The organism is Micrococcus sp. GPGPB33 (genome assembly GCF_037853785.1).
In the GTDB taxonomy this organism is placed as follows: Bacteria; Actinomycetota; Actinomycetes; order Actinomycetales; family Micrococcaceae; genus Micrococcus; species Micrococcus luteus.
The window spans coordinates 1,937,568-1,960,315 of the sequence record NZ_JAQMWO010000002.1; the positions used below are offsets into that span (position 1 = coordinate 1,937,568).

At 74.5% G+C, this 22,748-nt stretch carries 23 protein-coding genes and 1 pseudogene; 8 read left to right on the plus strand and 16 right to left on the minus strand.

The genetic code is table 11. The features are described from left to right. The first annotated feature begins 145 nt into the window (after window positions 1-145). Window positions 146-1,204 carry an anthranilate phosphoribosyltransferase gene (gene trpD, locus POD19_RS09210; RefSeq protein ID WP_144818826.1) on the plus strand — a complete coding sequence of 353 codons (1,059 nt, stop codon included), beginning with the start codon at window positions 146-148 and terminating at the stop codon, window positions 1,202-1,204. A gap of 54 nt (window positions 1,205-1,258) precedes the next feature. On the opposite strand, the gene POD19_RS09215 is transcribed toward trpD, so the two are convergent. Beyond that, a complete protein-coding gene (locus POD19_RS09215) occupies window positions 1,259-1,540 on the minus strand; it encodes an Lrp/AsnC family transcriptional regulator (RefSeq protein WP_002854527.1) in 282 nt (93 codons plus the stop codon). A 68-nt stretch (window positions 1,541-1,608) separates the two neighbouring features. Then, window positions 1,609-2,025: a DUF3054 domain-containing protein gene (locus POD19_RS09220; RefSeq protein ID WP_095353358.1), complete on the minus strand. Its 417-nt coding sequence runs from the start codon at window positions 2,023-2,025 to the stop codon at window positions 1,609-1,611. 109 nt (window positions 2,026-2,134) lie between these two features. On the opposite strand from POD19_RS09220, the gene POD19_RS09225 reads away from it, so the two are divergent. After that, window positions 2,135-2,788: a hypothetical protein gene (locus tag POD19_RS09225; protein WP_144818828.1), complete on the plus strand. Its 654-nt coding sequence runs from the start codon at window positions 2,135-2,137 to the stop codon at window positions 2,786-2,788. Window positions 2,789-2,982: 194 nt separating this feature from the next. Then, window positions 2,983-3,228, plus strand: a complete 246-nt coding sequence (locus tag POD19_RS09230; RefSeq protein ID WP_002854519.1) for a superinfection immunity protein — start codon at window positions 2,983-2,985, stop codon at window positions 3,226-3,228. Between the two features lie 16 nt (window positions 3,229-3,244). Here POD19_RS09230 and POD19_RS09235 read toward each other — a convergent pair whose 3' ends face one another. Together POD19_RS09235 and POD19_RS09240 are read right to left on the minus strand one after the other, a co-directional pair. Then, window positions 3,245-3,793 carry a maltokinase N-terminal cap-like domain-containing protein gene (locus POD19_RS09235; protein WP_049147365.1) on the minus strand — a complete coding sequence of 183 codons (549 nt, stop codon included), beginning with the start codon at window positions 3,791-3,793 and terminating at the stop codon, window positions 3,245-3,247. Window positions 3,794-3,852: 59 nt separating this feature from the next. Next, the gene (locus POD19_RS09240) at window positions 3,853-5,958 is read right to left on the minus strand and encodes an NADPH-dependent 2,4-dienoyl-CoA reductase (protein ID WP_144818830.1); all 2,106 of its coding nucleotides are present in this window, start codon (window positions 5,956-5,958) and stop codon (window positions 3,853-3,855) included. A 149-nt stretch (window positions 5,959-6,107) separates the two neighbouring features. Here POD19_RS09240 and POD19_RS09245 point away from each other — a divergent pair, with 149 nt between their 5' ends. The 3 genes from POD19_RS09245 (at window position 6,108) to POD19_RS09255 (ending at window position 8,280) form a co-directional block, all read left to right on the plus strand. After that, window positions 6,108-6,584 (plus strand): NfeD family protein, encoded by a 477-nt coding sequence (locus tag POD19_RS09245; RefSeq protein ID WP_020624804.1) that lies wholly within the window; start codon window positions 6,108-6,110, stop codon window positions 6,582-6,584. A 70-nt stretch (window positions 6,585-6,654) separates the two neighbouring features. Beyond that, on the plus strand, window positions 6,655-7,845 hold the full coding sequence (locus POD19_RS09250; RefSeq protein WP_078025539.1) for an SPFH domain-containing protein: 1,191 nt from the start codon (window positions 6,655-6,657) through the stop codon (window positions 7,843-7,845). Between the two features lie 87 nt (window positions 7,846-7,932). After that, the gene (locus tag POD19_RS09255; protein ID WP_060774975.1) at window positions 7,933-8,280 is read left to right on the plus strand and encodes an RNA polymerase-binding protein RbpA; all 348 of its coding nucleotides are present in this window, start codon (window positions 7,933-7,935) and stop codon (window positions 8,278-8,280) included. Window positions 8,281-8,356: 76 nt separating this feature from the next. Here POD19_RS09255 and POD19_RS09260 read toward each other — a convergent pair whose 3' ends face one another. The 11 genes and pseudogenes from POD19_RS09260 to POD19_RS09310 form a co-directional block, all read right to left on the minus strand. Continuing rightward, on the minus strand, window positions 8,357-9,088 hold the full coding sequence (locus tag POD19_RS09260; RefSeq protein WP_036315073.1) for a polyprenol monophosphomannose synthase: 732 nt from the start codon (window positions 9,086-9,088) through the stop codon (window positions 8,357-8,359). A gap of 90 nt (window positions 9,089-9,178) precedes the next feature. Beyond that, window positions 9,179-9,406 (minus strand): hypothetical protein, encoded by a 228-nt coding sequence (locus POD19_RS09265; RefSeq protein WP_340309432.1) that lies wholly within the window; start codon window positions 9,404-9,406, stop codon window positions 9,179-9,181. A 2-nt stretch (window positions 9,407-9,408) separates the two neighbouring features. After that, window positions 9,409-10,272, minus strand: coding sequence for a hypothetical protein (locus tag POD19_RS09270; RefSeq protein WP_340309433.1), 864 nt, complete (start codon window positions 10,270-10,272; stop codon window positions 9,409-9,411). Between the two features lie 19 nt (window positions 10,273-10,291). Next, a pseudogene (locus POD19_RS09275) lies at window positions 10,292-13,280 on the minus strand (DEAD/DEAH box helicase). Between the two features lie 74 nt (window positions 13,281-13,354). Continuing rightward, window positions 13,355-14,212: a twin-arginine translocase subunit TatC gene (gene tatC, locus POD19_RS09280; protein ID WP_041103787.1), complete on the minus strand. Its 858-nt coding sequence runs from the start codon at window positions 14,210-14,212 to the stop codon at window positions 13,355-13,357. Window positions 14,213-14,232: 20 nt separating this feature from the next. Next, window positions 14,233-14,490 carry a twin-arginine translocase TatA/TatE family subunit gene (locus POD19_RS09285; RefSeq protein ID WP_002855080.1) on the minus strand — a complete coding sequence of 86 codons (258 nt, stop codon included), beginning with the start codon at window positions 14,488-14,490 and terminating at the stop codon, window positions 14,233-14,235. Window positions 14,491-14,527: 37 nt separating this feature from the next. Then, complete coding sequence (locus POD19_RS09290; protein WP_340309434.1) at window positions 14,528-16,627, minus strand: helix-turn-helix transcriptional regulator; 2,100 nt, start codon at window positions 16,625-16,627, stop codon at window positions 14,528-14,530. 11 nt (window positions 16,628-16,638) lie between these two features. After that, complete coding sequence (locus POD19_RS09295; protein WP_010078659.1) at window positions 16,639-17,034, minus strand: FKBP-type peptidyl-prolyl cis-trans isomerase; 396 nt, start codon at window positions 17,032-17,034, stop codon at window positions 16,639-16,641. Window positions 17,035-17,066: 32 nt separating this feature from the next. Then, window positions 17,067-18,158: an FKBP-type peptidyl-prolyl cis-trans isomerase gene (locus POD19_RS09300; RefSeq protein WP_340309435.1), complete on the minus strand. Its 1,092-nt coding sequence runs from the start codon at window positions 18,156-18,158 to the stop codon at window positions 17,067-17,069. Between the two features lie 37 nt (window positions 18,159-18,195). Continuing rightward, window positions 18,196-19,590: a Pup--protein ligase gene (gene pafA, locus POD19_RS09305; protein WP_340309436.1), complete on the minus strand. Its 1,395-nt coding sequence runs from the start codon at window positions 19,588-19,590 to the stop codon at window positions 18,196-18,198. Further along, the gene (locus POD19_RS09310) at window positions 19,587-19,778 is read right to left on the minus strand and encodes a ubiquitin-like protein Pup (protein ID WP_115164939.1); all 192 of its coding nucleotides are present in this window, start codon (window positions 19,776-19,778) and stop codon (window positions 19,587-19,589) included. Before POD19_RS09310 ends, pafA begins: the two co-directional genes overlap by 4 nt. A gap of 124 nt (window positions 19,779-19,902) precedes the next feature. On the opposite strand from POD19_RS09310, the gene POD19_RS09315 reads away from it, so the two are divergent. Further along, window positions 19,903-20,367, plus strand: a complete 465-nt coding sequence (locus POD19_RS09315) for a pyrimidine dimer DNA glycosylase/endonuclease V (RefSeq protein ID WP_340309437.1) — start codon at window positions 19,903-19,905, stop codon at window positions 20,365-20,367. Between the two features lie 150 nt (window positions 20,368-20,517). Then, window positions 20,518-21,000, plus strand: a complete 483-nt coding sequence (locus tag POD19_RS09320; RefSeq protein WP_340309512.1) for a cyclodeaminase/cyclohydrolase family protein — start codon at window positions 20,518-20,520, stop codon at window positions 20,998-21,000. A gap of 15 nt (window positions 21,001-21,015) precedes the next feature. Here the strand turns inward: POD19_RS09320 and dop are convergent, their stop codons facing one another. Next, entirely contained in the window at window positions 21,016-22,743 is a 1,728-nt protein-coding gene (gene dop, locus POD19_RS09325; protein WP_340309438.1) for a depupylase/deamidase Dop, read from the minus strand. Between the last annotated feature and the right edge of the window lie 5 nt (window positions 22,744-22,748).

Sequence of the window (22,748 nt, forward strand, 5' to 3'; positions counted from 1 at the left end):
TACCGTGTCGCAGGACAGGTCGTCAGCACCGTCGGGGGGTTTCAGTGACAGTCGGGGGCTGGCGTCCAGGGGATGTTCAGGTTCGCGGTGCGCGGCGCATGACACGACGCGGTGCCGGGTGTGGCCGGGCCGCTAGGCTCAGTGCGTGAGCACCCCCGAGAACACCGCAACAGTCCTGGGGACCTCCTGGCCGGAGGTCTTCCGCGCCCTCACCGTCGGTGAGGACCTCAGCGACGACGTCGCCGCGTGGGCCATGGGGGAGATGATGGCCGGCGATGCCACCGAGGGGCAGGTGGGTGGATTCCTCCTCGCCCTGGCCGCCAAGGGGGTGACGGTGCCGGAGCTGCGCGGCCTGACCGAGGCGATGGTGCAGGCGGCGAACCCGGTGCACGTGCCGGGGGAGACCCTCGACGTCGTGGGCACGGGCGGCGATCGCCTGGGGACCGTGAACCTCTCCACGATGTCCTCGCTCGTGGCCGCCGGTGCGGGCGCGCGGATCGTCAAGCACGGGAATCGCGGCGCCTCGTCCACCGCCGGCGCGGCCGACGTGATCGAGGCCCTCGGCGTGGACTTGTCCATGCCGGCCCGGAAGGCCGAGGAGTGCGCCGAGGCGGTGGGCATCACGTTCCTGTTCGCCCAGAACTACCACCCGTCCATGAAGTATGTGGCCCCGGTGCGCAAGCAGCTCGGCGTGCCCACCGTGTTCAACTTCCTCGGCCCCCTGAGCAATCCGGCCCAGGTCACCGCCCAGGCCCTGGGCTGCTCGAGTGAGGCCATGGTCCCGCTGCTGGCGCAGGTGCTCGCGGACCGGGGGGTGCGCGGCTTCGTCTTCCGCGGGGCGGACGGCCGGGACAAGATCACGACGTCGGGACCGTCGACCGTCCTGGAGGTCCGGGACGGTGTGCGCACCCACGAGCTCGATCCCCGGGAGCTGGGCATCGACCTGGCCCCCGTTCAGGCCCTGGCCGGGCGGGACGGCGCCTACAACGCGACCCTCGTCCGCGCTCTGCTGGCGGGGGAGAAGGGTCCGATCCGCGACGCCGTCCTCCTCAACGCGGCCGCGGGCCTGACGGCCTGGGACCGCGACGCGGACGCGCCGCTGATGGAGCGACTGGCGGCCAACATGACGCGGGCCGCCGAGTCGATCGACTCCGGCGCCGCGCGTGACGTCCTGGACCGCTGGGTCGCCTTCTCCCGGTCCTGATGGTGCGACGACGGGCCCTCCCCGGCGAGGTGGGGTCCGTCGTCGAGAAGACGCTCAGGAGTCGAAGCCGAGCGCCCATCCCTCGCCGAGGTCCTCGGACGAGTAGGTCCGGAAGGCCAGCATGGTCTCGGTGTCCTGGATCCCGTCGACCTTGGAGAGGTGGTCGGCGATCACGTCGGCGAGGTCCTCGTAGCGGCGCACCTTGACCATCGCCACCAGGTCCCATGCGCCGGTCACGGAGTAGACCGACCCGACCCCCTCGAGCGCGGCGAGGGTCTCGGCGGTCTCCGGGATGCTGGATTTGTCGGTCTTGATCAAGACGATGGCGGTGACCACGGGCGGTCCTCATTTCCTCGATGCTGTGGGTCCGGTGTCCCCGACGATCCTAGCTGCGCGCCGGGCCCTCACCTCCGGGTGCGGCGCACCAGCCAGGCGGTCACGGCCCGGCGGCCCAGGAGCAGGACGCCCAGCACCCCGAGTGCCACGAGCACGAAGGACACCGGTGCACCACCGAGACCGAAGGCCACGCGCAGGACCATCCCGACCGCCACGGTCCCCAGCCAGACGATCACGCCGTGGGGCCACACGCGGGCCCACGTCCGGTGTCCGGCGGTCACCCCGGTCATGAGGAGGAGGCCCACCAGGAACGGCGCCGCCGTGACCAGCAGACCCAGCGGGCCGCGCTCCGTGGAGTGCTGCCCCTGACCCAGAGCCACGAAGAGGACGGTGAGCAGGAGGTCGACGGCAAGCGCAGGCAGGGCGCCGCGCGGGGCACGGTGCTCGGCGGGTACGACACGACGGGCGGTGGGGGAGGACGTCATGCATCCAGTCTGGCCCACCGCGAAGTCGAGGCGGATCGTACGGCCGGGGGCGGCTCGGCGAACGTGCCGTACGACAAGACATTGCCTTTGTCAGAGATAGACTCTGGGCATGGTGTCCGTACATCTGGCGCTCATCCGACCGACCACCGCCACGGCTGAGGACGCGCGGCGTCTGGCAACCGCGCTGCGCGACGATCCCCGCCCGGACGCGGCTGTGACCGCGGCGATGTGGCTCGGCGACGAATCCGACCCGGTGGACGACGATGCGGCGCCGCACGACGGCGAGCTGGCCGTCGTCCTCGACGACGCGGCGGCTGCGGTGGGCCTGGCGTTGTGGGCCGTGCGGACCGGGTCCTGGGCGGTGATGCTGGATCCCGAGGGTGGCTCCGACAAGGACTCAGCGTTGTCGTATCTGACGCCAGCCGAGCGGCGGCGCGCCCGGCGGGCACCGGGCCGACTCGTGCTGCCGGCCGGAGGTCGCCCGGGCCGCGCCTCGGAGTCCGGCCGAGAGGCTGATCTGCGCTGTGCGGAGGCCACCCTGCAGCTGGTCGCCGCAGTGGAACGGCGCCGGTCCGCTGACCAGCACGCGGCGGGACGGCTGGTCGAAGCCGGCGCCAGTCAACGAGAGGCGGCGGCCGAACTCGGGATCAGTCAGCAGGCCGTCTATTCCCGGTTGAGACACGGGCTCTGGCATGAGAGCCGGACGGCGGTGGCGGCCGTCCTGCCGTTGCTGGACCGGCTGTCCACAGACCCGGGGGAGTGAATCGCCGGTACGCGGCGCCGGCGTCGACCGGCGCGACCTCCTGGGCCAGGTCCCGATGTGGCGCGTGCCGTGCAGGCGACCGTCCGAAGGGGAGGCGAAGGACGGGCTAGTTGACATAATGTACATTATCGGCGCACGGTAGAAGGGCGGACAGGGGCGCCCCGCGCGGCGGGTCTCGCGCGTAGCCTGGACCCATGACGATCATGACCGACCAGCGCGACCGCCCCCTGCACGCGACGATCGCCGTCGTCCTGGCCATCGCCACGGCGGGCTACCTGGCTCCATGGGCCGTCGCCGCCGTCCGTGGCCGTTCCAACGTGTGGGCGGTGTTCTGGGTGAACCTGCTCACCGGGTGGACCGTCCTCGGCTGGTGCATCGCGCTGTACATGTCGCTCACCAGCCATCGCCGGCTGCGGTCCTGGGGTCCGCGCGGCCTCTGACCGCGCGGACCGCCCCTCAGGTAAGACGCGCGACGACGGCCCGCACACCGTCTCCCTCGGCGATGAGGCACCGCGGGCCGTCGACGTCCGCCTCGCCCGTCTCCGACAGCTCGACCGGCACCTCGAGCTCCCCCGTCGCATCGGCGCCGATCACGCGGAGGGTGAGATCCGGGGCGCGCGTCTCGAGGTAGGTCCCGGACTCGTCATGCATCTCGAGCCGGGCCTGCGGGATCTCGCCGCGCACGGCGGCCGCGAGGATACGGCGCGCGTCCGGGTCGGTGGCGGCGTCCACGACCCAGCGGTGTCCCAGGACGGAGTGCTCCACCTCGGCCACGACGTCCCCCTCGGCGGGTGCGTCGCCTCGGTAGGCGAACGCAGTCTGGTAGAGCCGGTCCCCCACGCGCACGAGCATCGACTCGACGCCGATCTCGCCGGTGGGATCGTCGAACCGGTACGAGCCGACCTTCTCGGCGGTCACGTCCTCGGGCAGTCCGTGCGCCACGAGGCGGCGGCGGATCCATTCGGGCTTGTCCGGGTCCAGGCGTGCGGTGTAGATGAGAGCCATGCCCCGACCGTAGCCCCGACGTCGTCCGCCCGGGAGGGCCCGCCGGCCGGCGGCGCGGCTCAGCCCTGCACGGCCCGCACGGCGTGGTCCATGGCCCGGTAGGCGTCGAGCTCGCGGGCTTCGGCCGCGCCACCGATCAGGCGCACCGCCTCCGGCGCGTAGCCCGCAGCCACCAGGTCCTCGACGAGATCCGTCTCGGACTCCTGCCCGGCGCACACGACGACGTCCGTCACGTCCAGGGTCAGCGCCACGCGGGCCTCGGGGTCCTCCGGGGACGGCGCGGTCACGCGCAGGCCGTCGGGGCCGAGGCCCTCGTAGGTCACACCGGAGTGCAGGTGGACCCCGTGCCGCCGCAGCTCGGCGCGGTGCACCCAGCCGGTGGTGGGGCGCAGTCGGACGCCGATCGGTCCGGGGCTGCGCTGGAGCAGGTGGACCTCGCGTCCGGGGTGGGCCGCGGCCGGCTTCGCCAGCTGGCCCGGCGTCTCCGAGGTCAGTGCCACGCCCCAGCGGGCCCGCCAGTGCTCCTGCGTCTCGGGTGTCCCGTCCGGCCGTTCCGTGCCGGCCGCCAGGGCCTCGGCGACATCCACGCCCACGCCGCCGGCGCCGATCACCGCGACGCGCGGGCCGACGTCGACGTGCCCCAGGACCACGTCGTCATAGGCATGGACGGCGGGCGCGCCCGGCTCCCCCGTCCCGGGCAGATCGACGGGCCGGGGCCGCACGCCGGTGGTGAGGAGCACCTCGTCGTAACCCGGCCGCCCGTCGTCGGTCAGGAGTGTCTGTGCGGATACCTCCTCCCCGGTCACGAGCGTCACCCCGGACGCCGCCGCGCGGGCCGCCAGGTGCTCCAGCGCGGGACCGAACTCCTCCTTGCCGGGGATGCGCCGGGCGAGCCGGAACTGGCCGCCGGGCTCGGCGTGCCGGTCGAACAGGGTGACCTCGTGCCCGAACCGGGCCGCACGCTCCGCCGCCGTGAGGCCCGCCGGCCCGGCACCGACCACGGCGATCCGGCGCCGGCGGCCGAGGGCCACCGGGACGGGCGCGGCGTACTCCGGCTCCGTCTCCCGCCCGGCGCGGGGGTTCATCAGGCACGAGACCTTGGCCCCGGTGAACACGTGGTCGAGGCAGGCCTGGTTGCAGGCGATGCACGGGGTCAGGGTCCGAGCGCGCGGGTCGCTGATCGCGGCCATCCACTCGGGGTCCGCCAGCAGGGGCCGGGCCAGCCCGACGAGCGCGGCGGCCCCGGACGTCAGCGCCTCCTCCGCCTCGGCGGGGGTGGTGAGCCGGTTGGAGGCGATCACGGGGATGTCGACGGCGGCGGTCAGGTCAGCCGAGGCGGCGAGGAACGCGGCGCGCGGCACGGAGGTCACGATGGTCGGCACGCGGGACTCGTGCCACCCGATGCCGGTCATCAGGACGTCCGCTCCGGCGGCCTCGAAGGCCCGGGCGGTGTCCGCGATCTCCGCGCGCGTCTGCCCGTCGGGGACGAGGTCCGCCGCCGAGGTGCGCACCGAGAGCACGCCGCGCTCCCCCAGCGCCTCGCGCACGGCCGCGACCACCGCCGCCGGGAACCGGCGTCGGCGCTCGGCGTCGCCCCCGTACTCGTCCGCGCGTCGGTTCGTCGCCGGGGCGAGGAACTGGTTGAGGAGGTAGCCCTCCGAGGCCATGATCTCCACGCCGTCGTATCCGGCCTCCAGGGCCAACGTGGCCGCGCGTGCGAACGCGTTCACGGTCCGCTCGATGTCCGCGGCCGTCATCTCCCGGGGCGTGTGCCGCGAGATCGGGGCTCGCACCGCGGAGGCCGAGACCAGGTCGGCGCTGGGGGCGTAGCGCCCGGCGTGCAGCAGCTGGGCGAGGATCCTGCCCCCGGCGGCGTGGACGGCGTCCGTGACGACGCGATGGGCGCGCGCGTCCTCCTCGCTGGCGAGCATCCCCCCGCCCAGCGTCACCGTGCCCTCCGGGACGACGCCCAGGCCGCCGGTGACGATGAGTCCGACGCCGCCGCGTGCCCGCTCCGCGTAGAACGCCGCCAGCTGCGGCAGGTCGTCGTGCCGATCCTCCAGTCCCATGTGCATCGAGGCCATGACCACCCGGTTGGGCAGCGTGAGGGGGCCCAGAGTGATCGGCTGGAGCAGGGGCGAGACCGCGACGGGTGAAGATGTCATGCAGCTCACATTACCGGTCGGTAGCCCCCTCCTTCCAGGACCGCCTGGGGACACGCTGTGTCCGACGCCACTGCATAGGGCAGGATGGGGATCACACGTCGACGCGCGGCAGACCCGTCCGCGCACCCGACACGGAGGGGAGCGCACGCATGGAGTGGATCGAGGCGAACGCGGGCTGGCTGTGGCTGGTGCTGGCCGCCGGCCTGGCCGGCGTCGAGCTGCTGACCCTCGACCTCGTCTTCCTGATGATCGCCGCCGGGGCCGGCGCGGCGGGAGTGGTCGCGCTCGTGGGCGGCCCGCTGGCGCTCCAGCTCGCGGCGTTCGCCGCCGTCGCTCTGCTGATGCTCGCCGCCGTGCGCCCCGTCGCGCTGCGCCACCTGCGCAAGGACACCGGCGCCGGCGCCTCCTACCTGGACACGCTTCCGGGGCGCCGCGTCGCGGCCCAGGGCGCGATCACCGGCGACGCCGGCACGCTCGCCGTCGACGGCGACACCTGGTCCGCCCGCGTCGAGCCCGGGGCGCCCGAGGTCGCCCCCGGCGACGAGGTGACCGTCCTGCGCATCGACGGGGCCACCCTGGTGGTCCGCCCGCTCCCCCGCATCGACTGGGAGGCGGACGGCGCCTGAGCCGCCCCACGTCCTCGTTCCGACCGCACCGACCGCACCGACCGCACCGACCCCAGAAGAAGGGACCCCGATGGAAACCCTCATCGTCCTCGTCGTCCTCGCCGTCCTCGCGGCGGTGATCGTGGCCTCCTCGGTCAAGATCATCCCGCAGGCGCGGACGGCCAACATCGAACGCCTCGGCAAGTACAACCGCACGGCCGGCGCCGGGCTGACCCTGATCATCCCGTTCGTGGACCGCATGCTCCCGATGGTGGACATGCGCGAGCAGGTCGTCTCCTTCCCGCCCCAGCCGGTGATCACCGAGGACAACCTCGTCGTCTCCATCGACACGGTCGTCTACTTCCAGGTCACGGACGCCAAGGCCGCGACCTATGAGATCGCCAACTACATCCACGCGGTGGAGCAGCTCACCACCACCACCCTGCGCAACGTCGTGGGCGGCATGAACCTCGAGGAGGCCCTGACCTCTCGCGACTCCATCAACTCCCAGCTGCGCGGCGTGCTGGACGACGCCACCACGCGCTGGGGCCTGCGGGTCTCGCGGGTGGAGCTCAAGGCCATCGACCCGCCCATGTCCATCCAGGACTCGATGGAGAAGCAGATGCGCGCCGAGCGCGACCGCCGCGCCGCCATCCTCACCGCCGAGGGCACGAAGCAGGCCGCCATCCTCACGGCCGAGGGCGAGCGCCAGTCCCAGATCCTCTCCGCCGAGGGCGAGGCTCAGGCCCGCGTGCTGCGCGCCAACGCCGAGGCGGAGGCGATCGAGGTGGTCTTCGACGCCATCCACTCCGGCGGCGCCGACTCCGAGGTCCTGGCCTACCAGTACCTGCAGTCCCTGCCCAAGATCGCCGACGGCCAGGCCAACACCATGTTCGTGGTCCCCGCCGAGCTCACCCGCGCCCTGCAGGGCCTCGGTGAGGCGTTCGCCCCCGGCGACGGCGACCGCCCCACCCCGGAGCACGCACCCCGGCGTCGGGACTCCGGGGACCGCGCGGGCGAGCCGGGAGCCGAGCACTCCGGCGTCACCCCGGAGCGCGCGCGTCGGCCGCGTGGGTCCCGTCCCACCACCGCGGACGCCCTGCGCGCCAGCGGCGTCATGGACGCGATGACCGCGGGCGCGGTGACGGCGGAGGACATGCCGCAGACCTCGCTCGACGAGGCCCTGGCCACGCCGCAGGAGATCGAGCCCGACCCGTCGGCCGGCCGCACCCCCGGCACCCGCCCGGCCGGCGAGGCCGACGGGAATGCTGTGGGACACTGAATGGTTCCATCGGTGAGAACGACCCGCCGCGCCTCGATCGGCCCGCGCCCCCGCGCGGGCCTCGGCGCGGCCTGACGAGGAGGAAACGTGAGCGATCGCAGCCTGCGGGGCATGCGCCTGGGCGCGCAGTCCCTGGAGTCCGAGGCCGGCGTCGAGCCCGCCGCCCGGCAGCGGGTGGAGTACCGCACGGAGGACGGCGAGCAGGTGTTCGTGACCTTCTCCGTGGAGGCGGACGTGCCGGCCACCTGGACTTCGAAGACCGGCAAGGAGGCGTTCCTCGTCAGCGGCGAGAAGCCGGCTGAGACCGAGGGCAAGCCCGTGCGCACCCACTGGGACATGCTGCGTGAGCGCCGCAGCCTCGAGGAGCTGGAGGAGACCTACAAGATCCAGCTCAACAAGCTGCGCGCCAGCCGCGGCGAGGAGGTCGACGCCTGACCCGCCGCTCCCCCATGCACGACGGGGCCGGATCCGCCATGGATCCGGCCCCGTCGTCGTTCGGGGACTGTGCGCCTCACAGGCCGAGGCGGGCGCGCAGGCCCTCCCAGCGCGCGGCCAGGCCCCACCGGGTCACGTTGACCACGGCCTCGCCGATGATGCCGCCGCTCATCTTGGACTCGCCGAGCTCACGCTCCACGAACGTGATCGGGACCTCGACGATCCGCTTGCCGAGGCGGGCCGTGCGGAAGGTCATGTCCACCTGGAACCCGTAGCCCTTGGACTCGATCGCGTCCAGGTCGATCGCACGGAGCGTGTCGGCCCGGTAGGCGCGGTAGCCCGCCGTGATGTCCGTCAGGTTGAGGCCGAGCATGATCCGCGGGTACAGGGAGCCGGCCCACGAGATCATCTTGCGGGAGGTCGGCCAGTTCACCATCTTGCCGCCCGGCACGCGGCGCGAGCCGATCACCAGGTCCGCAGTGCGGACGGCCTCCAGCAGGCGCGGCAGCTGCTCGGGCTGGTGCGAGCCGTCCGCGTCCATCTCGACCAGGACGTCGTAGCCGCGCTCCAGGCCCCAGCGGAACCCGGCGATGTAGGCGCCGCCCAGGCCGTCCTTGGTGGTGCGGTGCAGCACGTGCACGGAGGGGTCCTCGGCGGCGCGGGCGTCGGCCCAGTCGCCGGTGCCGTCCGGGGAGGCGTCGTCCACCACGAGAACGTCGGACTCCGGGACGGCGTCACGGAGTCGGCCGAGGGTCAGCGGCAGCGACTCGATCTCGTTGTACGTGGGGATGATGGTCAGCACGCGCATGTGCGGTTCTCGCCTTCCGGCCGGGGTCGTGGGGGCGGCCCGCCGGTCGGACGGGCCATCGCATCCGTTCGAGTATAGGAAGCGGAGGTCTCAGGCCGGCGTCGCGGCGTCGTGAGCGTCGCGGGCCACGTCCTCCGCGGCGATCCGGCCGTCCACCCAGGTGGCCCGCCAGCGGGGCAGGGCGGTCTCGGCGTCGAGGGCCGGCAGCAGCGGCGTGCCGGCCCGGGTGTCCGTGCTCCACGCCGCCACCCGGCCGTCCGGCGACTGCACAGCGACCGCGTCGGCGTCCCAGACGCCGAACACGGCCGGGGCCGACACGCTCAGGCGCGGGGCGACGGACAGGCGTGCCGCCGGAGCGTCGGGCAGCGCGCGCAGCGGGTGCGGGTCGCGGCGGCGAAGGCGGAGCGGGCGGAGATGCGCTCGTCCGGGTCGGGGTGGGACAGCGCCGACCGGACGGCGGCCCACGGGTCCCCGGCCGGGCCGGCGCCCAGGCACACGGTGACGGCGTCGGCCAGCAGGCTCGCCACGGGGGCGTGCAGCACGCCGTCCGCGTCGGGGACGACGGTGGCGCTGACCCCGGCGGCGGCCAGGAAGGCGCGGTCCTCGGCGGTGACCGGGTGGGTGACCACGAGCCGATGGCGCACGCGGCCCAGGGCGGCGGTGCCGAGTTCCTCCGCGACCGAGCGCAGGGCGGTCAGGGCCACGTCCTGGGCGGCGGGCCCGGCGTCCGCACCGCCGTCGGGGACGAGGTAGGCCTGCTCCCCCGCCTGGGTCGAGGCCGTCAGGAGGCCGGTGAGCGTGGCGGGGTCGGTGTCGGTCCCGACGGGCAGCCACACCCCGGCCGCCTCGGCGTCCACGCGGTCGGCGTGCCGGTAGACGACGGTCTGGACGTCCTCGTCGGCGGGCGCGGCGCCCGTGTCCTCGGGCCCGGCCAGGACCGTCACGACGGCGGTGCCGCGGCTCAGCGCGTCCCGCGCGTCCGCGGGCCGGGCCAGCGGCTCGACGAACACGGGCACGACGACGGCGCCGTCGAGGTCCCGCCGTTCGTCACCCGGGTCGGCCACGCGGTCCGCGGAGTCGTCCGCGCCGAGCCAGGCGATCATCCCGTCCCGGACCAGCAGCGCCTGTGCGTACGGGTCCGTCGTCGAGTGGATGATGCCGCGGGTCAACAGGTGTGCGCTCACCCGCCCACCCTAGCCCGTGTCAGTCCTCGTCCGCGCGCGGCGCCGAGGCCGCCGGCAGCGAGGTGGCCACGACGCCGCGGGAGACGAGGTCCGCGGCCCGGCGGCAGGCACGGCTGCGACGGGTGTCCCCGGGGACGTTGGCCAGCTGGCCCAGCACGTCGATGACCTGCCGCGCCCAGCGGACGAAGTCGCCCGCGGCGAGGTCCGCGCCGTCAAGGGTGCGGCGCAGGGTGGCGCCCCGCACCCAGCGGTGCATGGGTGCCACCAGCCCGGGGTCCGTCCGGGGCGTCGGCTCGAGCCGGGCCTGGGCCTCGTCCGTGCGCAGGCGCTCCTCGATGCGCTCGGCGGCCTCCGCGACGCGCGCGAGCCGCGGGGTCGGCATCGGGACCAGTCCGGGCTCGGCCTCCCCCTGCCCTGGTACACGAGCAGCGCGGCGACGGCGGCCCACTCCTCCGGCGTCAAGCCGTCCGTGGCCGGATCCTGCAGCACCAGCGAGGTGAACAGGTCCCGCTCGCCGTAGATCCGGCGCAGGGCCTCGCCGCGCTCCGTGAGCGCCGCGCGGGGCGAGGACGCGTCCTCCTGGACGTAGCCGTAGGCGCGCAGCAGACCGACGACGCGGTCGAACGTGCGGGCGATGGTGTTGGTGCGGCCCGCGATGCGCTCCCGCAGGACGGAGACCTCCCGCCGCATGGCCCACCAGCGGTCGCCCCAGCGGGCGTGCTCCTCGCGGTCCTGGCAGCCGTGGCACGGGTGGCGGCGCAGTGCCCGGCGCAGCTCCTCGACCCGGGGCGCGGCCGGGTCCTCCCGGAGGCGGAAGCCCGCCGTGCGGCGGCCTCCGGCGGGCGGGCGGCCCGTGCGCACGGCCTCGCGCATGAGCGCGGCGACGTCCTTGCGCTGCGCGGGCGTCTTCACCTGCACCACCTGGGGCAGGGCGGCGCCGGCCACCGGCTCGACCGGCCCGGCGACGTCGTCCACCGTGATGCGGCGCAGCTGCGCCTTGTCCGTCACGACGCCGACGCGCGGGTTCTGGAGGTTGCCGGCGGGGAACACGACGACGGCCCGGCCGAGCGCGCGGCCGGCGTCGAGCTCGACGACGTCCCCGACCGCGAGGTTCGCGAGCGAGTCCTTCACGGCGGCCAGGTGGGCCCGACGGCGCCCCTGCGAGCCGGACTTCTCCGCGGCCGCGAGCTCCTTGCGCAGGGTGAGGTACTCGGCGAAGTCGCCGAGGTGACACTGCATGGCCTCCTCGTACTTCTCGAGGCTGGCCTGCTTCGAGCGGACCTCGCGGGCCAGCCCCACCACGGAGCGGTCCGCCTGGAACTGGGCGAACGAGGACTCGAGGATGCCCCGTGCCCGCTCCGCCCCGACCTGTGCCAGCAGGTTCGCGGACATGTTGTAGGTAGGCCGGAACGAGGAGCGCAGCGGGTAGGTGCGGCGCGAGGCCAGGCCCGCGACGGCGGCCGGGTCCAGCCCGGGACGCCACATCACCACGGCGTGGCCCTCGACGTCGATGCCGCGGCGGCCCGCCCGGCCCGTCAGCTGGGTGTACTCCCCCGGCGTGATGTCGACGTGGTTCTCGCCGTTGAACTTGACCAGCTTCTCGATCACCACGGAGCGGGCCGGCATGTTGATGCCGAGGGCGAGGGTCTCCGTGGCGAACACGGCCTTGAGCGCGCCGGCGGCGAACAGGTCCTCGACGGCCTCCTTGAACGGGGGCAGCATGCCGGCGTGGTGGGCCGCGAAGCCCCGGGACAGGCCGTCGCGCCACGCCCAGAACCCGAGGATCTCCAGGTCCTCGACGGGCAGCAGACGCGCCGCCTCCTCGACCCGCTCGGCCACGAGCGCCTTCTCCCGCGCCGTGGTGAGGTCGAGCCCGGCCCGGAGGCACTGCTCCACGGCGGCGTCGCAGCCGGTCCGGGAGAAGATGAAGGTGATGCACGGCAGCAGCCCGTCGCGGTCGAGGGCCCGGATCATCTCTGGGCGCGACGTGGACAGCCGCGGTCCGCGCCGCTGGCCGCCGTCGTGACCGCCCGGCCGACCGGAGACCGGCCGCTCCCGGTCCAGCGCGGAGGAGCCGTTCCGGCCCCGGCCGCCGTCGCGAGTCGTGCGTCGGCCGCCCCTGACCCGGCCCTTCGGGCCGCCCCCGCGCCCGTCGCGGTGCTGCTGCCGCCCGGGCCGTCCCCAGTCCGCGCGCTGGAACCGGCGCTCGGTCTCCTCCCCAGGCGCTTGAGCTCGGGGTTGAGCAGGGCCTCCCCGTCCCGGTCCGCGGTGTCCTCGAAGGCGATGTCCTCGGCGAACAGGTCGTAGAGCCGGCCCCCGGCCATGACGTGCTGCCACAGCGGCACCGGCCGGTGTTCGGAGACGATCACGGTGGTGGCGCCCCGGACCGTGTCGAGCCAGGCGCCGAACTCCTCGGCGTTGGACACCGTGGCGGACAGGGAGATCAGCTGCACGTGCTCGGGCAGGTGGATGATGACCTCCTCCCACACCGGGCCCCGGAACCGGTCGGCGAGGTAGTGGACCTCGTCCATGACGACGAAGCCGAGGTCGATGAGGGTGTCGGACTGCGCGTACAGCATGTTGCGCAGCACCTCGGTGGTCATCACGACGACGGGCGCATCCGGGTTGACGGAGGTGTCCCCCGTGAGCAGGCCGACGTTCTCCGCACCGTGCACGCGGGCGAAGTCCGCGTGCTTCTGGTTGCTGAGAGCCTTGATGGGGGTGGTGTAGAACGCCTTCGTGCCGCGGGCCAGGGCCAGATGGACGGCGAACTCGCCGACCACCGTCTTGCCGGCGCCGGTGGGCGCCGCGACGAGGACGCCGTGGCCGTCCTCCACCTCGGCGCACGCGCGGCGCTGGAAGTCGTCGAGGGGGAAGCCCACGCGTGCGGCGAACCGGCCGAGCTCGGAGCCGGCGTGGTGCCGGGCCGCCCGGGCACGGGCGTAGCGCTCCGCCGGGCTCAGCTCGGGCTCGTCGTGCGGGGTCGCGGACGCGGGATGGTGGGCCATGGCCCCACCCTACTGGCGGGTCCGGACACCGTCGTGGTCGTGCGTCCGGGCGGGAGGGCCGCCGCGTACGACGCTCAGATCTGATCGAGCGGCTTCGGGCCTTCGGCGAGCTCCGCCTCGACGTCCACCTCGCGCTGCCCCGAGCGGCGGTCACGACGACGGTCCCCCCACAGGCACAGGACGATGGCCACGCCGAAGAGGACGACGAGCGGGATCGCCATGTAGAACATGGAGATGGCGTCCGCACCGGGGGCGGCGATCGCGGCGATCAGCATGATCACGAAGACGGTGATGCGCCAGTGGTGGACGATCGTGCGGCCCGGCAGGATGCCGAGCATGTTCAGTCCCACCAGCAGCACCGGCAGGACCATGGCCACGCCGAACGCGAGGTAGAGACGCGTGACGAAGCTGATGTACACCGACGCCGTCGGGAGGTTCGCGCCGCCCTCGGGAGTGAAGCCCACGAAGAACTGGACGGCCTGCGGCATCACGAGCCACCCCAGCGCGATGCCGAAGATGAACAGGGGCACGGCCGCGGCGATGAAGCCCAGGGCGTACTTCTTCTCGGCCTTCTTCAGACCCGGCACGATGAATGCCCAGATCTGGTAGAGCCAGACCGGGCTGGACAGGATGAGCCCGATGAACATGCTGACCTTGAGCATGAGGTCGAACGGCGAGGCCACCGTGTCATAGGCGACGGCCGCCGTGTGTCCCTGGCTGGCGATCTCCTTGACCGGGCGGAACAGCTCCGCCATGACCGGCTGGTAGACGAGGAAGCCGATCACCATGCCGACGGCGACGGCGAGCGCCGACTTCAGCAGTCGGTTGCGCAGCTCCGTGAGGTGCTCGCGCAGCGGCATCTCGCCGGTGGGGTTGTCCCGCCGCTTCCGGCGGCGCCGGGTGCGGCGGGCGACCTCGTCGACCTCGGTCATCGGGTGGGGGTCCTTCCGGCTCAGCGCGGGTCGCGCGGGTCGGTCTCGTCACGCTCGACGACGCGGCCCTCAACCGGCTCGTCCGCGGCGGTGGAGCCGGCGCCGGAGCGCTCGTCCGTGGTGCCCTTGCCCTCGGTGCGCATCTGCTTCACCTCGGAGGAGAAGATGCGCATCGACTGGCCGAGGTTGCGGGCCATCGCGGGCAGCTTCGGCGCCGCGAAGAGCAGGATCGCGAGCAGGATGATGATGACGAGCTGCCAGCCCTGGAGTCCAGCCATGATGAAGGGTCCTTTCGATGGGGTTCCGGGGTCCAGGCTACCGCGCCGGCAGGGCCGCGAGGGCATCGCCCAGCGCGTCCGCCACGGACGTCCGGAGGTCGGCGGGGGCCAGCACCTCGACGGCGCCGCCGTGGCGTCCGACCAGCGCGGCCGCCACGCCGGCGTCGGTCAGATGCACCCGGGTGAGCCGGTCGCCGTCGGGCAGGTCGGCCTGGGCGTCCGGGCGGTAGCCGGCGGCCGCGTCGCGGACGGGATGGGCCCAGCGCAGCAGCACCGGCACCCCCGCAGTGTCGTCGGGATGGACCCGCCAGCGCGCGGGCCGAGCCCGGGGCGCGAACGTCTCCCCCGTGGGTGCGGGCGCGCTGATCCGGTCCACCCGGAACACCCGGTGGTCCTCGGCGCGACGGCACCACGCCTGCAGGTAGAGGCGCGCCCCGTCCTGCACCAGGGCCAGCGGCTCCACGTCCCGCTCGGTGAGGGCATCGGCATGCACGGAGCGGTAGGTCAGGTGCACGACGGCCCGCTCCGCCACGGCGGCCAGCAGGGTGCGCACCGTCGCGGGGTCCACGGCCACGTCCCAGTGGGCGGCGACGGCGACCGGGGGCTCGCCGGCGGTGTGCGCCTCGGCCTCCCGGAGGGCGGCGTCGTCCGCGTCGTCCGCATCCGGGGCCCCCGCGTCCAGGACCGCGGCGCGGATCCGGCGCTGGGCGGAGCGGGCGGCCTCGCGGTCGGCCTCGTCCAGCACCGGCAGGTCCGCGACCGTCTGCAGGGCGGCCACGAGGCTGTGCGCCTCGGGGCGCGTCAGCCGCACGGGACCGGCCAGGTCGGCGGCGCGCTCCACGTGGACGCGGCCGGCCACCTCCGCCACCTCGAACTGGAAGCCGGGGAAGTCCCGCTCGGGCATGCCGCAGTAGCGCAGCGTCTCGAGGTCGGCGTCGAGGCGCTCGTCGGTGACCCCGAGACGCGCGCGCAGCTCCGCCCGGTCCACCCCGCCGGCCCGGTTGGCCAGCCCCACGATGTCCAGCAGGCGGCCCACGAGGTCCTCGCTCGAGTCGCGGGCGCGACGTCGGACGGGCGCGGCGAGCGGGACCTCGAGCAGAGCCGGGTCGGCGGGGCCGGCGTGGGCCTCCGCCGCGGCGGCCAGGCCCGCGCGGACGCGGTCGGTCAGGTCCGGGTGCGCGGCCGAGGGAACGGCCCGGCCCAGCAGGCCGCCGATCTCCGCGGCGAGGCCGTCCTCGCGCGGTCCGGCGGGGGCCTCCCAGAGCTCCCAGTCGGGCCCCGGTGCGGCGCCGTCCTCGACCCGGGGCTCGGCGGGCTCACCGACCGCGCGGACGCCCTGACCCCGGCCGGGCGCGAGCCACACCCGGATCCGCTCGGCGTCGGCCTGCCCGGCCAGGCGCGCCACGAGGCCGGCGTGGTCGTGGTCCTCGGGACGGCCGGGGGCGTCCGTCGCCCGCTCGACGCGGCGCGGCTCCCCCTCCATCCGGGTGAGCCGGAAGCTGCGCTCGGCGCCGCGGTCGAGGTCCCAGCCGGTGAGGTACCAGCGGCCGCGCACGAGGGTGAGGAACCAGGCCCGCACGGTGCGCCGGGTGGCCCGCCCCCGCGCGTCGCGGTAGGGGAAGCGCAGCACGGCCTCGTCGGCCACGGCCTGGGTGAGGGCCTCGAGCCGGGGGTCGGCCCGGGGCATGAGGGTGTGGTACCCGGCCAGCTCGTCGTCGCCCGTGAGGTCGGTGGCCGGCTGGAACAGCAGGCCCACGGCGCGGACGACGTCGGCGCGCAGCGGCGAGTCGCCCCACAGGCGCCGCGCCCGCACGAGGGCGCGGCGCTCGTCCACGGTCAGGTCGAGGTCGCGCAGCAGCAGCGCGTCGCGGACGACGCGGTGCCGCACCCCCGCCTCGCCCTCGTCGAAGCCGGCGGGCTCGAGCGTCTCCAGCGGGACCCCCACGGCGCGCAGCACGCGGCGGTCCCGCTGGAAGAGCTTCTCGAAGGCGGCGTCCGTGAGCCCCTCATAGCCGACGACCTGCCGTCGGATCCGGTCACGCTCGAGGCCGTGCGGCGCCGAGAGCAGCAGCCACAGCAGCGAGATGATGCGCTCGGCGGCCTCGTCGCCGGCGCGCCGTGGGGCGGGTGGGGTCACGGGGCCCGGGGTCAGTCGACCGAGACGAGGTCGCAGACGAAGATGAGCGTCTCGTTCGGCCCGATCGCGGAGCCGGCGCCGCGGGCGCCGTAGCCCAGGTGCGGCGGGATCTCGAGGCGGCGGCGGCCGCCGACCTTCATGCCGAGCAGGCCCTGGTCCCAGCCGGCGATGACCTGGCCGACGCCGACGGTCAGGGGCAGCGGGGTGCCGCGGTTCCACGAGGCGTCGAACTCCTCGCCGGTGGACCAGGCCACGCCCACGTAGTGGACCTGCACGCGGGAGCCGGCCTCGACGGCCGGGCCGGAGCCCTCGATCAGGTCCTCCACCACGAGCTCGGTGGGCGGGGTCTCGCCCGGGAAGTCGATCTCGGGCTTGGTGCGGTCGTAGTCACGCTGTCCGAAGGACACGGTGCTCTCCTCTTGGGTTCTCGTGGACGGGGTCAGTTCGCCGACGGGGTGGCGGACGCCTGGGCGTCCAGGATGTCCACCACGAACAGCAGGGGCTCGTTCTCGCCGATGGCCGGCGGGCTGCCCTGCTCACCGTAGGCCTTCTCGGCCGGGATCGACAGGAGGACGCGCGAGCCCACCTTCTGGCCGGCCAGACCCTCCTTCCAGCCCTCGATGACCTGATTGAGGGAGAACGTGATCGCCTGGCCCGTCTCCCAGGACGAGTCGAAGACCTCGCCGTCGGACCACGTCACGCCCTCATACTGCACGGTCACGGTGTCGTCCGCGCCGACCTCGCGGCCCTCGCCCTCGATCAGGGGCTGGACCACCAGCTCCTGGGGCGCCTCGCCGTCGGGCTTCGCGATGCTCGGCCGGCCGCTCTGCTCGTCCACGGTGACGTCGGGCAGGCGCTCGTCCCGCTCGGTCACCTCCTCGCCCTCGGCCTGCTTCGGCAGGATGGCGTCGATCTTGTAGACGAACAGCTGGGCGGGCTGCGTCTGGGTGGAGGGGGAGGCGCTCGGCGACGCGCTCTCGGTCTGCGGGACGGAGACGTCGTACTCGGGGCTGTACGCGGCGACGATCGTGCCGGCGCCGTTGCCCACCAGCATCTCGTGGATCTCCGGGTTCATGGACTTGAGCTGGTCGTCCACGGGCACGGCTTCCGGTTCGCCGCTGAAGTTCTCGGCGACCACCTCGCCGCTGGCCGGATCGACGACGGCGATCGACATCTTCAGGACGTCGCCCTCCTGCACCTGCTCCCCCTCGCCGGCGGTCAGCACGCGCGTGGTGGGCTGGTCGGTGTCGATCTCCCCGTCGATCTCGACCGTCGGCGCCCCGCCGTCGCCCTCCGTGAAGGTGACACCCGTCAGGGCGTCCGGCTCCCCCTGGCCCTCGCCGACGGCCGCCCGCTCGGGGGCGGCCGACGTGGAGGCCGACGCGGTGTCGCTGTGGGGCTGGTCCGCGCCGTTGTCGCCGGTGGCGCAGGCGGTGGCCAGCATCAGGCCCGCGGCGCCGAGGGACAGCAGCGGCAGCAGGCGGCGACGGCGGCGGGCCGTCGGGGGCTGGGGGGTCTCGAACGAACTCATGCGGGTCACCCTAACGGCGCGTCCTGGACGCGCGCTGTCAGGCGATCCGCTCGAACAGCCGGTCGACGGCGGCCGACGACGTGTCGAACGGGTCCTTCGTCACGATCGCGTGCAGCGGATGGTCGGTGAGCTTCAGGGTCGTCCAGTCGACGGCGTAGTCCAGGCCGCGCTCCCGGGCGCGGGCCACGAAGTCCGCGCGCACGCGGGCCCGGGTGGTGGGCGGGGCGGTCTCCACGGCGGACCGGGCGGCGTCCTCGGGCAGCAGGCGCGCGACGGCGCCGCGCCGCAGCAGCAGGCGGAACAGCCCCCGGTCGGGGTCGATGTCGTGGAAGGCCAGGTCCAGCTGGGCGAGGCGGGGCGCGTCCCAGCCCAGGTCGTGGCGGGCCCGGTAGTCCTCCAGCAGGCGCAGCTTGATCGCCCAGTCGATGCGGTCCTCGATGCGGGACCGGTCACCGGTGCGGACGGCGTCGAGCACCTCGCCCCACAGGGTGAGGACCTCCCCCACCCGGTCGTGGTGGGCACCCTCCGCGGCGACGAAGGCGCGGGCCCGCTCGAGGTAGTGCTCCTGCAGCTCGAGGGCGGAGGCCTCCCCCTCCCGGAGCGCGATGCGGGCCGTGCCGGTGAGGTCGTGGGAGATCTGCCGCACCGCGCGGGTGGGGTGGGCGACGACGCGGTCCCCGAGCGGGAAGCCCGCCTCGATCATCCGCAGCAGCAGGTCGGTGGCGCCGAAGCGCAGCAGGTGGGTGTGCTCGGAGAGGTTCGAGTCCCCCACGATCACGTGGAGGCGCCGGTACTCGGAGGCGTCCGCGTGCGGCTCGTCCCGCGTGTTGATGATCGGCCGGGACCGCGTGGTGGAGGAGGACACGCCGTCCTGCACGAAGTCGGCGCGCTGGGAGAACGCGAAGTGGGCCGGGCCCTCGCCCTCGGGCCACGTGCCGGCGGGCACGACGCGGCCCGCGCCCACGAGGATCTGCCGGGAGACGAGGAACGGGACGAGCGCCTCGGTGAGCCGCCGGTACTCGGTGCGCCGGCGCAGCAGGTAGTTCTCGTGGGAGCCGTAGGAGCTGCCCGAGAAGTCGGCGTTGTTGCGGTAGAGGTGGATCCGGCCGCCGACCCCGTCCGCGGCCATGCGCTCCTCGGCCTGGACCACGAGGTCGTGCAGCAGCAGGTCCCCCGCCCCGTCCGAGGCGATGAGCTCGTCGAGCGTCGAGCACTCGGCGGTCGCGTACTCGGGGTGGGAGCCGACGTCGAGATAGAGCCGGGAGCCGTTGGCCACGAACACGTTCGAGGACCTCCCCCACTCGACGACGGGCCGGAAGAGGTAGCGGACGACCTCTTCGGGACTGAGCGGGCGCCCCTGCGGGTTCCAATGCTGGACGCCGTACTCCGTCTCCAGGCCGAAGATCCGGCGGGCGCGGTCCGCGTCGGTCACTGGCCGCCCTTCTGGACGAAGCCCTTGACGAACTCCTCGGCGTTGGACTCCAGCACCGAGTCGATCTCGTCCAGCAGGCTGTCCAGGCCCTGGTCCTGGGCCGCGGGCTTCACGTGCGCCTGGCCCGCCGCGGCGTCGGTCTCGTCGTCGCCGCCGGACGGGCGTGGGCGGATCTGCTCCTGGGACATGGTGGCCTCCTCGTGCGTCGACGCGGGTCGGTGTGCTCCGTCCGCGTCCACCCATCCTGCCCCACGCGCGGGCCACGTTTCAGCCCCACGTCCCCGGGTTGCCCCGCGCTGGCAGGATGGGGGCATGCGTCTGTGGACCCTTCACCCCCGCCACCTCGACCGTCAGGGCCTGACGGGCGCCTGGCGCGAGGCCCTGCTCGCGCAGGCCGTCCTGGCCGGCCGCACGCGCGGGTATCGGGACCACCCGCAGCTGCTGAGGTTCCGGGAGCACCCGGACCCGTCCGGCGCCGTCGGCGCGTTCCTCTCCGGCCTCGAGGCCGAGGCCACGGCGCGCGGCTATCGCTTCGACCACTCCCGGATCGACCGGCCGTGCCCCGCCCCCGACGGCGCGGTGCGCATCCCGCCCGCCGGTCTCGCACCGATCCCGGCCACCACGGGCCAGCGCGACCTGGAGTGGCGTCACCTGTGCGCCAAGCTGGCCGCGCGCAGCCCCGCCTGGTTCGAACGGTGGTCGGACACGCCCGTCCCCGACGTGCACCCGCTGTTCACGATCGTCCCGGGGCCGGTCGCGTCCTGGGAGCGCGCCTGAGGGCGGGCCGCGGTCGGGCCCGGTCTGGCACCGTGGGGGCATGATCCGCGACGAGAGCATCGAGAGCTATCTGGGCCGCCTCGCCTCCGGCGAGCCCACCCCGGTGGCGGCGCGACGGGCGCGCTGGCGGTCGCCGAGGGCGCCGGACTGCTGGCCATGGCGGCCCGGTTCAGCGCAGCCGAGGAGGACGCCCGGGCATCGGAGGGCCTGATCGCGGCGTGCCTCGGCCTCGCCGACGGCGACGAGCGGGGCTTCGGCGCCGTGGCCGAGGCGTTCGGGCTGCCCCGCGACACCCCGGAGGACCGGGCCCGACGCTCGTCCGCGATCCAGGCCGCCCTGGCCGAGGCCGTCCGGCCACCCCGCGGGATCGTCGATGCCGCCGCGCGTGCACTGGACCTGGCCGAGCGTGTGCTGGACGCGGCGAACCCGAACGTGCTCTCCGACGTCGGTGCGGCGCTCGGCTGCGTCCGGGGCGGCCTCACCGCCGCCGCGGTCACCCTCGAGACCAACCTGGGCCCCCTCCGCGACGAGGGCCTGGAGGGCGTCCTGCGCACCGACGTCGACCGGGCGGACCGTCTCGTCGCGCGGGCGGACGCCCTGCTGGGCCGCGTGCGCGCGGCCGTCGCGGGCTGAGCGCCCGCCCTCGCCTCAGGCCCGCGCGCCGAACAGCGGCGCCAGCGTGGCCACGAGCGCCTCGTCGTCGGGCCGGGGCGCGGCGGCGTCCTCCCACCAGCCGGGCAGGTCGACGGCGGCGCCGACCAGCGGCTCGGCCAGGTGCAGCCGGTGCACCCGCTCCCCCGCCCCGCGCAGCAGCAGGGTCTCCCACGCGGCGCCGGCCACGCGGTCACCGTGGCGGCCCACGAGGTTGCCGCGGGTCCACGCGCGGGTGGCCCGCGGCGGCGTGGCGACGGCGGCACGGATCTCCGCCTCGTCGGCGAGCGTCCGGAGGGCGCCGGCGGCCACGAGGCGGCGGTGCAGGGAGCGGGCCGGGCGCAGGTCGGCGTACTGCAGGTCCACCATCGCGAGGCGGGGGTCGGTCCAGTCCGCGCCCGTGCGGGCCCGCAGGCCCTCGAGGACGCGCAGCTTGGCCGCCCAATCGGCGCGGTCGCTCAGGGACAGCGGATCCGCGGTGGCGTCGTCGAGGTCGATGGCCCAGGCCTCCAGCACCTCGCGCGTCTGCGGATCCGTCACCCCGAAGGCGGCGCAGTGGGCGCGGGCCGCGTCCAGGTAGGACCGCAGGATCTGCAGCCCGGTCCAGTGCCGGCGCACGGGGCCGTCCGCGGTGCGTTCGAGCAGCGGCACCGTGGCCCGCAGACCCGGGTCGTGGCTGATCGTCTGCAACGCGGCCACCGGGTCGTCCAGGGTGAGCCGGGGCGCCGTCCCGGCCTCGGCCATCGCGAGGACGAGCGCGGTCATGCCCATCCGCAGCCACGTGGCGTGCTGGCTCAGCGTCGCGTCGCCGATGATCACGTGGAGCCGGCGGTAGGCCTCGGGACGGGCGTGCGGCTCGTCCCGCGTGTTGACGATCGGCCGGTGGATCGTGGTCTCCAGCCCCACGGGCTCCTCGAAGTAGTCGGCCCGCTGCGACAGCTGGAAGCCCGGCCGCTCCCCCGCCGGGCCGAGGCCCACGCGGCCCGCGCCCACGAGCACCTGCCGCGCCGCGAAGAACGGCAGCAGGACGGCGGTGAGCTCCTCGAAGTCGAGGGACCGGGCCACGAGGTAGTTCTCGTGCGCGCCGTAGGACTGGCCCTTGCCGTCCACGTTGTTCTTGTAGACCAGCACCTCCGGGGCGCCCTCGGCCTGGCCGATGTGCTCGGCCGCCGCCTGGGCGACCAGGTCCCCGGCGGCGTCCCACACCATGGCGTCCCGCGGGGTGGTCGTCTCCGGCGACGAGTACTCCGGGTGGGCGTGGTCCACGTACCAGCGCGCGCCGTTGGCCAGCACGGTGGACAGCAGCAGGTGCACGGGCTCCCCGTCCGGGCCCACGAGCGCCTCGTCGGTCAGCTGCGAGGGGTGCGCCGCCGAACGCGGCAGCCGCCAGCCGCGGGCGTCCACGAGCGGCGACTCCCCCGCGTAGTCCCACTCCGTGCCGGCCACCGCCGAGCCGGAGCGGGTGACCAGGTCCGCGTACGCGTTCACGAGCTCGACCGAGAGCACGTTGTGGTGCGCCCCCGGGTTGGCCGGCGCGTGGATGCCGAACTCGGTCTCCGTGCCCATCACGCGGTGCACGCCCCAGCCGGCGGCGTCCCGCCCGTTCGGGGGCACGGCCGCGCCGTGGAAAAGCCGGCGCTGGCCCTCGAAGGCGGGGGTCGGGCCGACGTCGACGGCGACGGCCCGGGCGAAGCCGTCCGCGGCCCCGCGGCCGAACGCGCTCATGCCTC

Bases quoted from the DNA above. Each gene is read 5' to 3' on its own strand.
- POD19_RS09220 (WP_095353358.1), bottom strand. From the start codon at position 2,025: ATGACGTCCTCCCCCACCGCCCGTCGTGTCGTACCCGCCGAGCACCGT.
- POD19_RS09225 (WP_144818828.1), top strand. From the start codon at position 2,135: ATGGTGTCCGTACATCTGGCGCTCATCCGACCGACCACCGCCACGGCT.
- POD19_RS09230 (WP_002854519.1), top strand. From the start codon at position 2,983: ATGACGATCATGACCGACCAGCGCGACCGCCCCCTGCACGCGACGATC.
- POD19_RS09235 (WP_049147365.1), bottom strand. From the start codon at position 3,793: ATGGCTCTCATCTACACCGCACGCCTGGACCCGGACAAGCCCGAATGG.
- POD19_RS09240 (WP_144818830.1), bottom strand. From the start codon at position 5,958: ATGACATCTTCACCCGTCGCGGTCTCGCCCCTGCTCCAGCCGATCACT.
- POD19_RS09245 (WP_020624804.1), top strand. From the start codon at position 6,108: ATGGAGTGGATCGAGGCGAACGCGGGCTGGCTGTGGCTGGTGCTGGCC.
- POD19_RS09250 (WP_078025539.1), top strand. From the start codon at position 6,655: ATGGAAACCCTCATCGTCCTCGTCGTCCTCGCCGTCCTCGCGGCGGTG.
- POD19_RS09260 (WP_036315073.1), bottom strand. From the start codon at position 9,088: ATGCGCGTGCTGACCATCATCCCCACGTACAACGAGATCGAGTCGCTG.
- tatC (WP_041103787.1), bottom strand. From the start codon at position 14,212: ATGACCGAGGTCGACGAGGTCGCCCGCCGCACCCGGCGCCGCCGGAAG.
- POD19_RS09285 (WP_002855080.1), bottom strand. From the start codon at position 14,490: ATGGCTGGACTCCAGGGCTGGCAGCTCGTCATCATCATCCTGCTCGCG.
- POD19_RS09300 (WP_340309435.1), bottom strand. From the start codon at position 18,158: ATGAGTTCGTTCGAGACCCCCCAGCCCCCGACGGCCCGCCGCCGTCGC.
- POD19_RS09310 (WP_115164939.1), bottom strand. From the start codon at position 19,778: ATGTCCCAGGAGCAGATCCGCCCACGCCCGTCCGGCGGCGACGACGAG.
- POD19_RS09315 (WP_340309437.1), top strand. From the start codon at position 19,903: ATGCGTCTGTGGACCCTTCACCCCCGCCACCTCGACCGTCAGGGCCTG.
- dop (WP_340309438.1), bottom strand. From the start codon at position 22,743: ATGAGCGCGTTCGGCCGCGGGGCCGCGGACGGCTTCGCCCGGGCCGTC.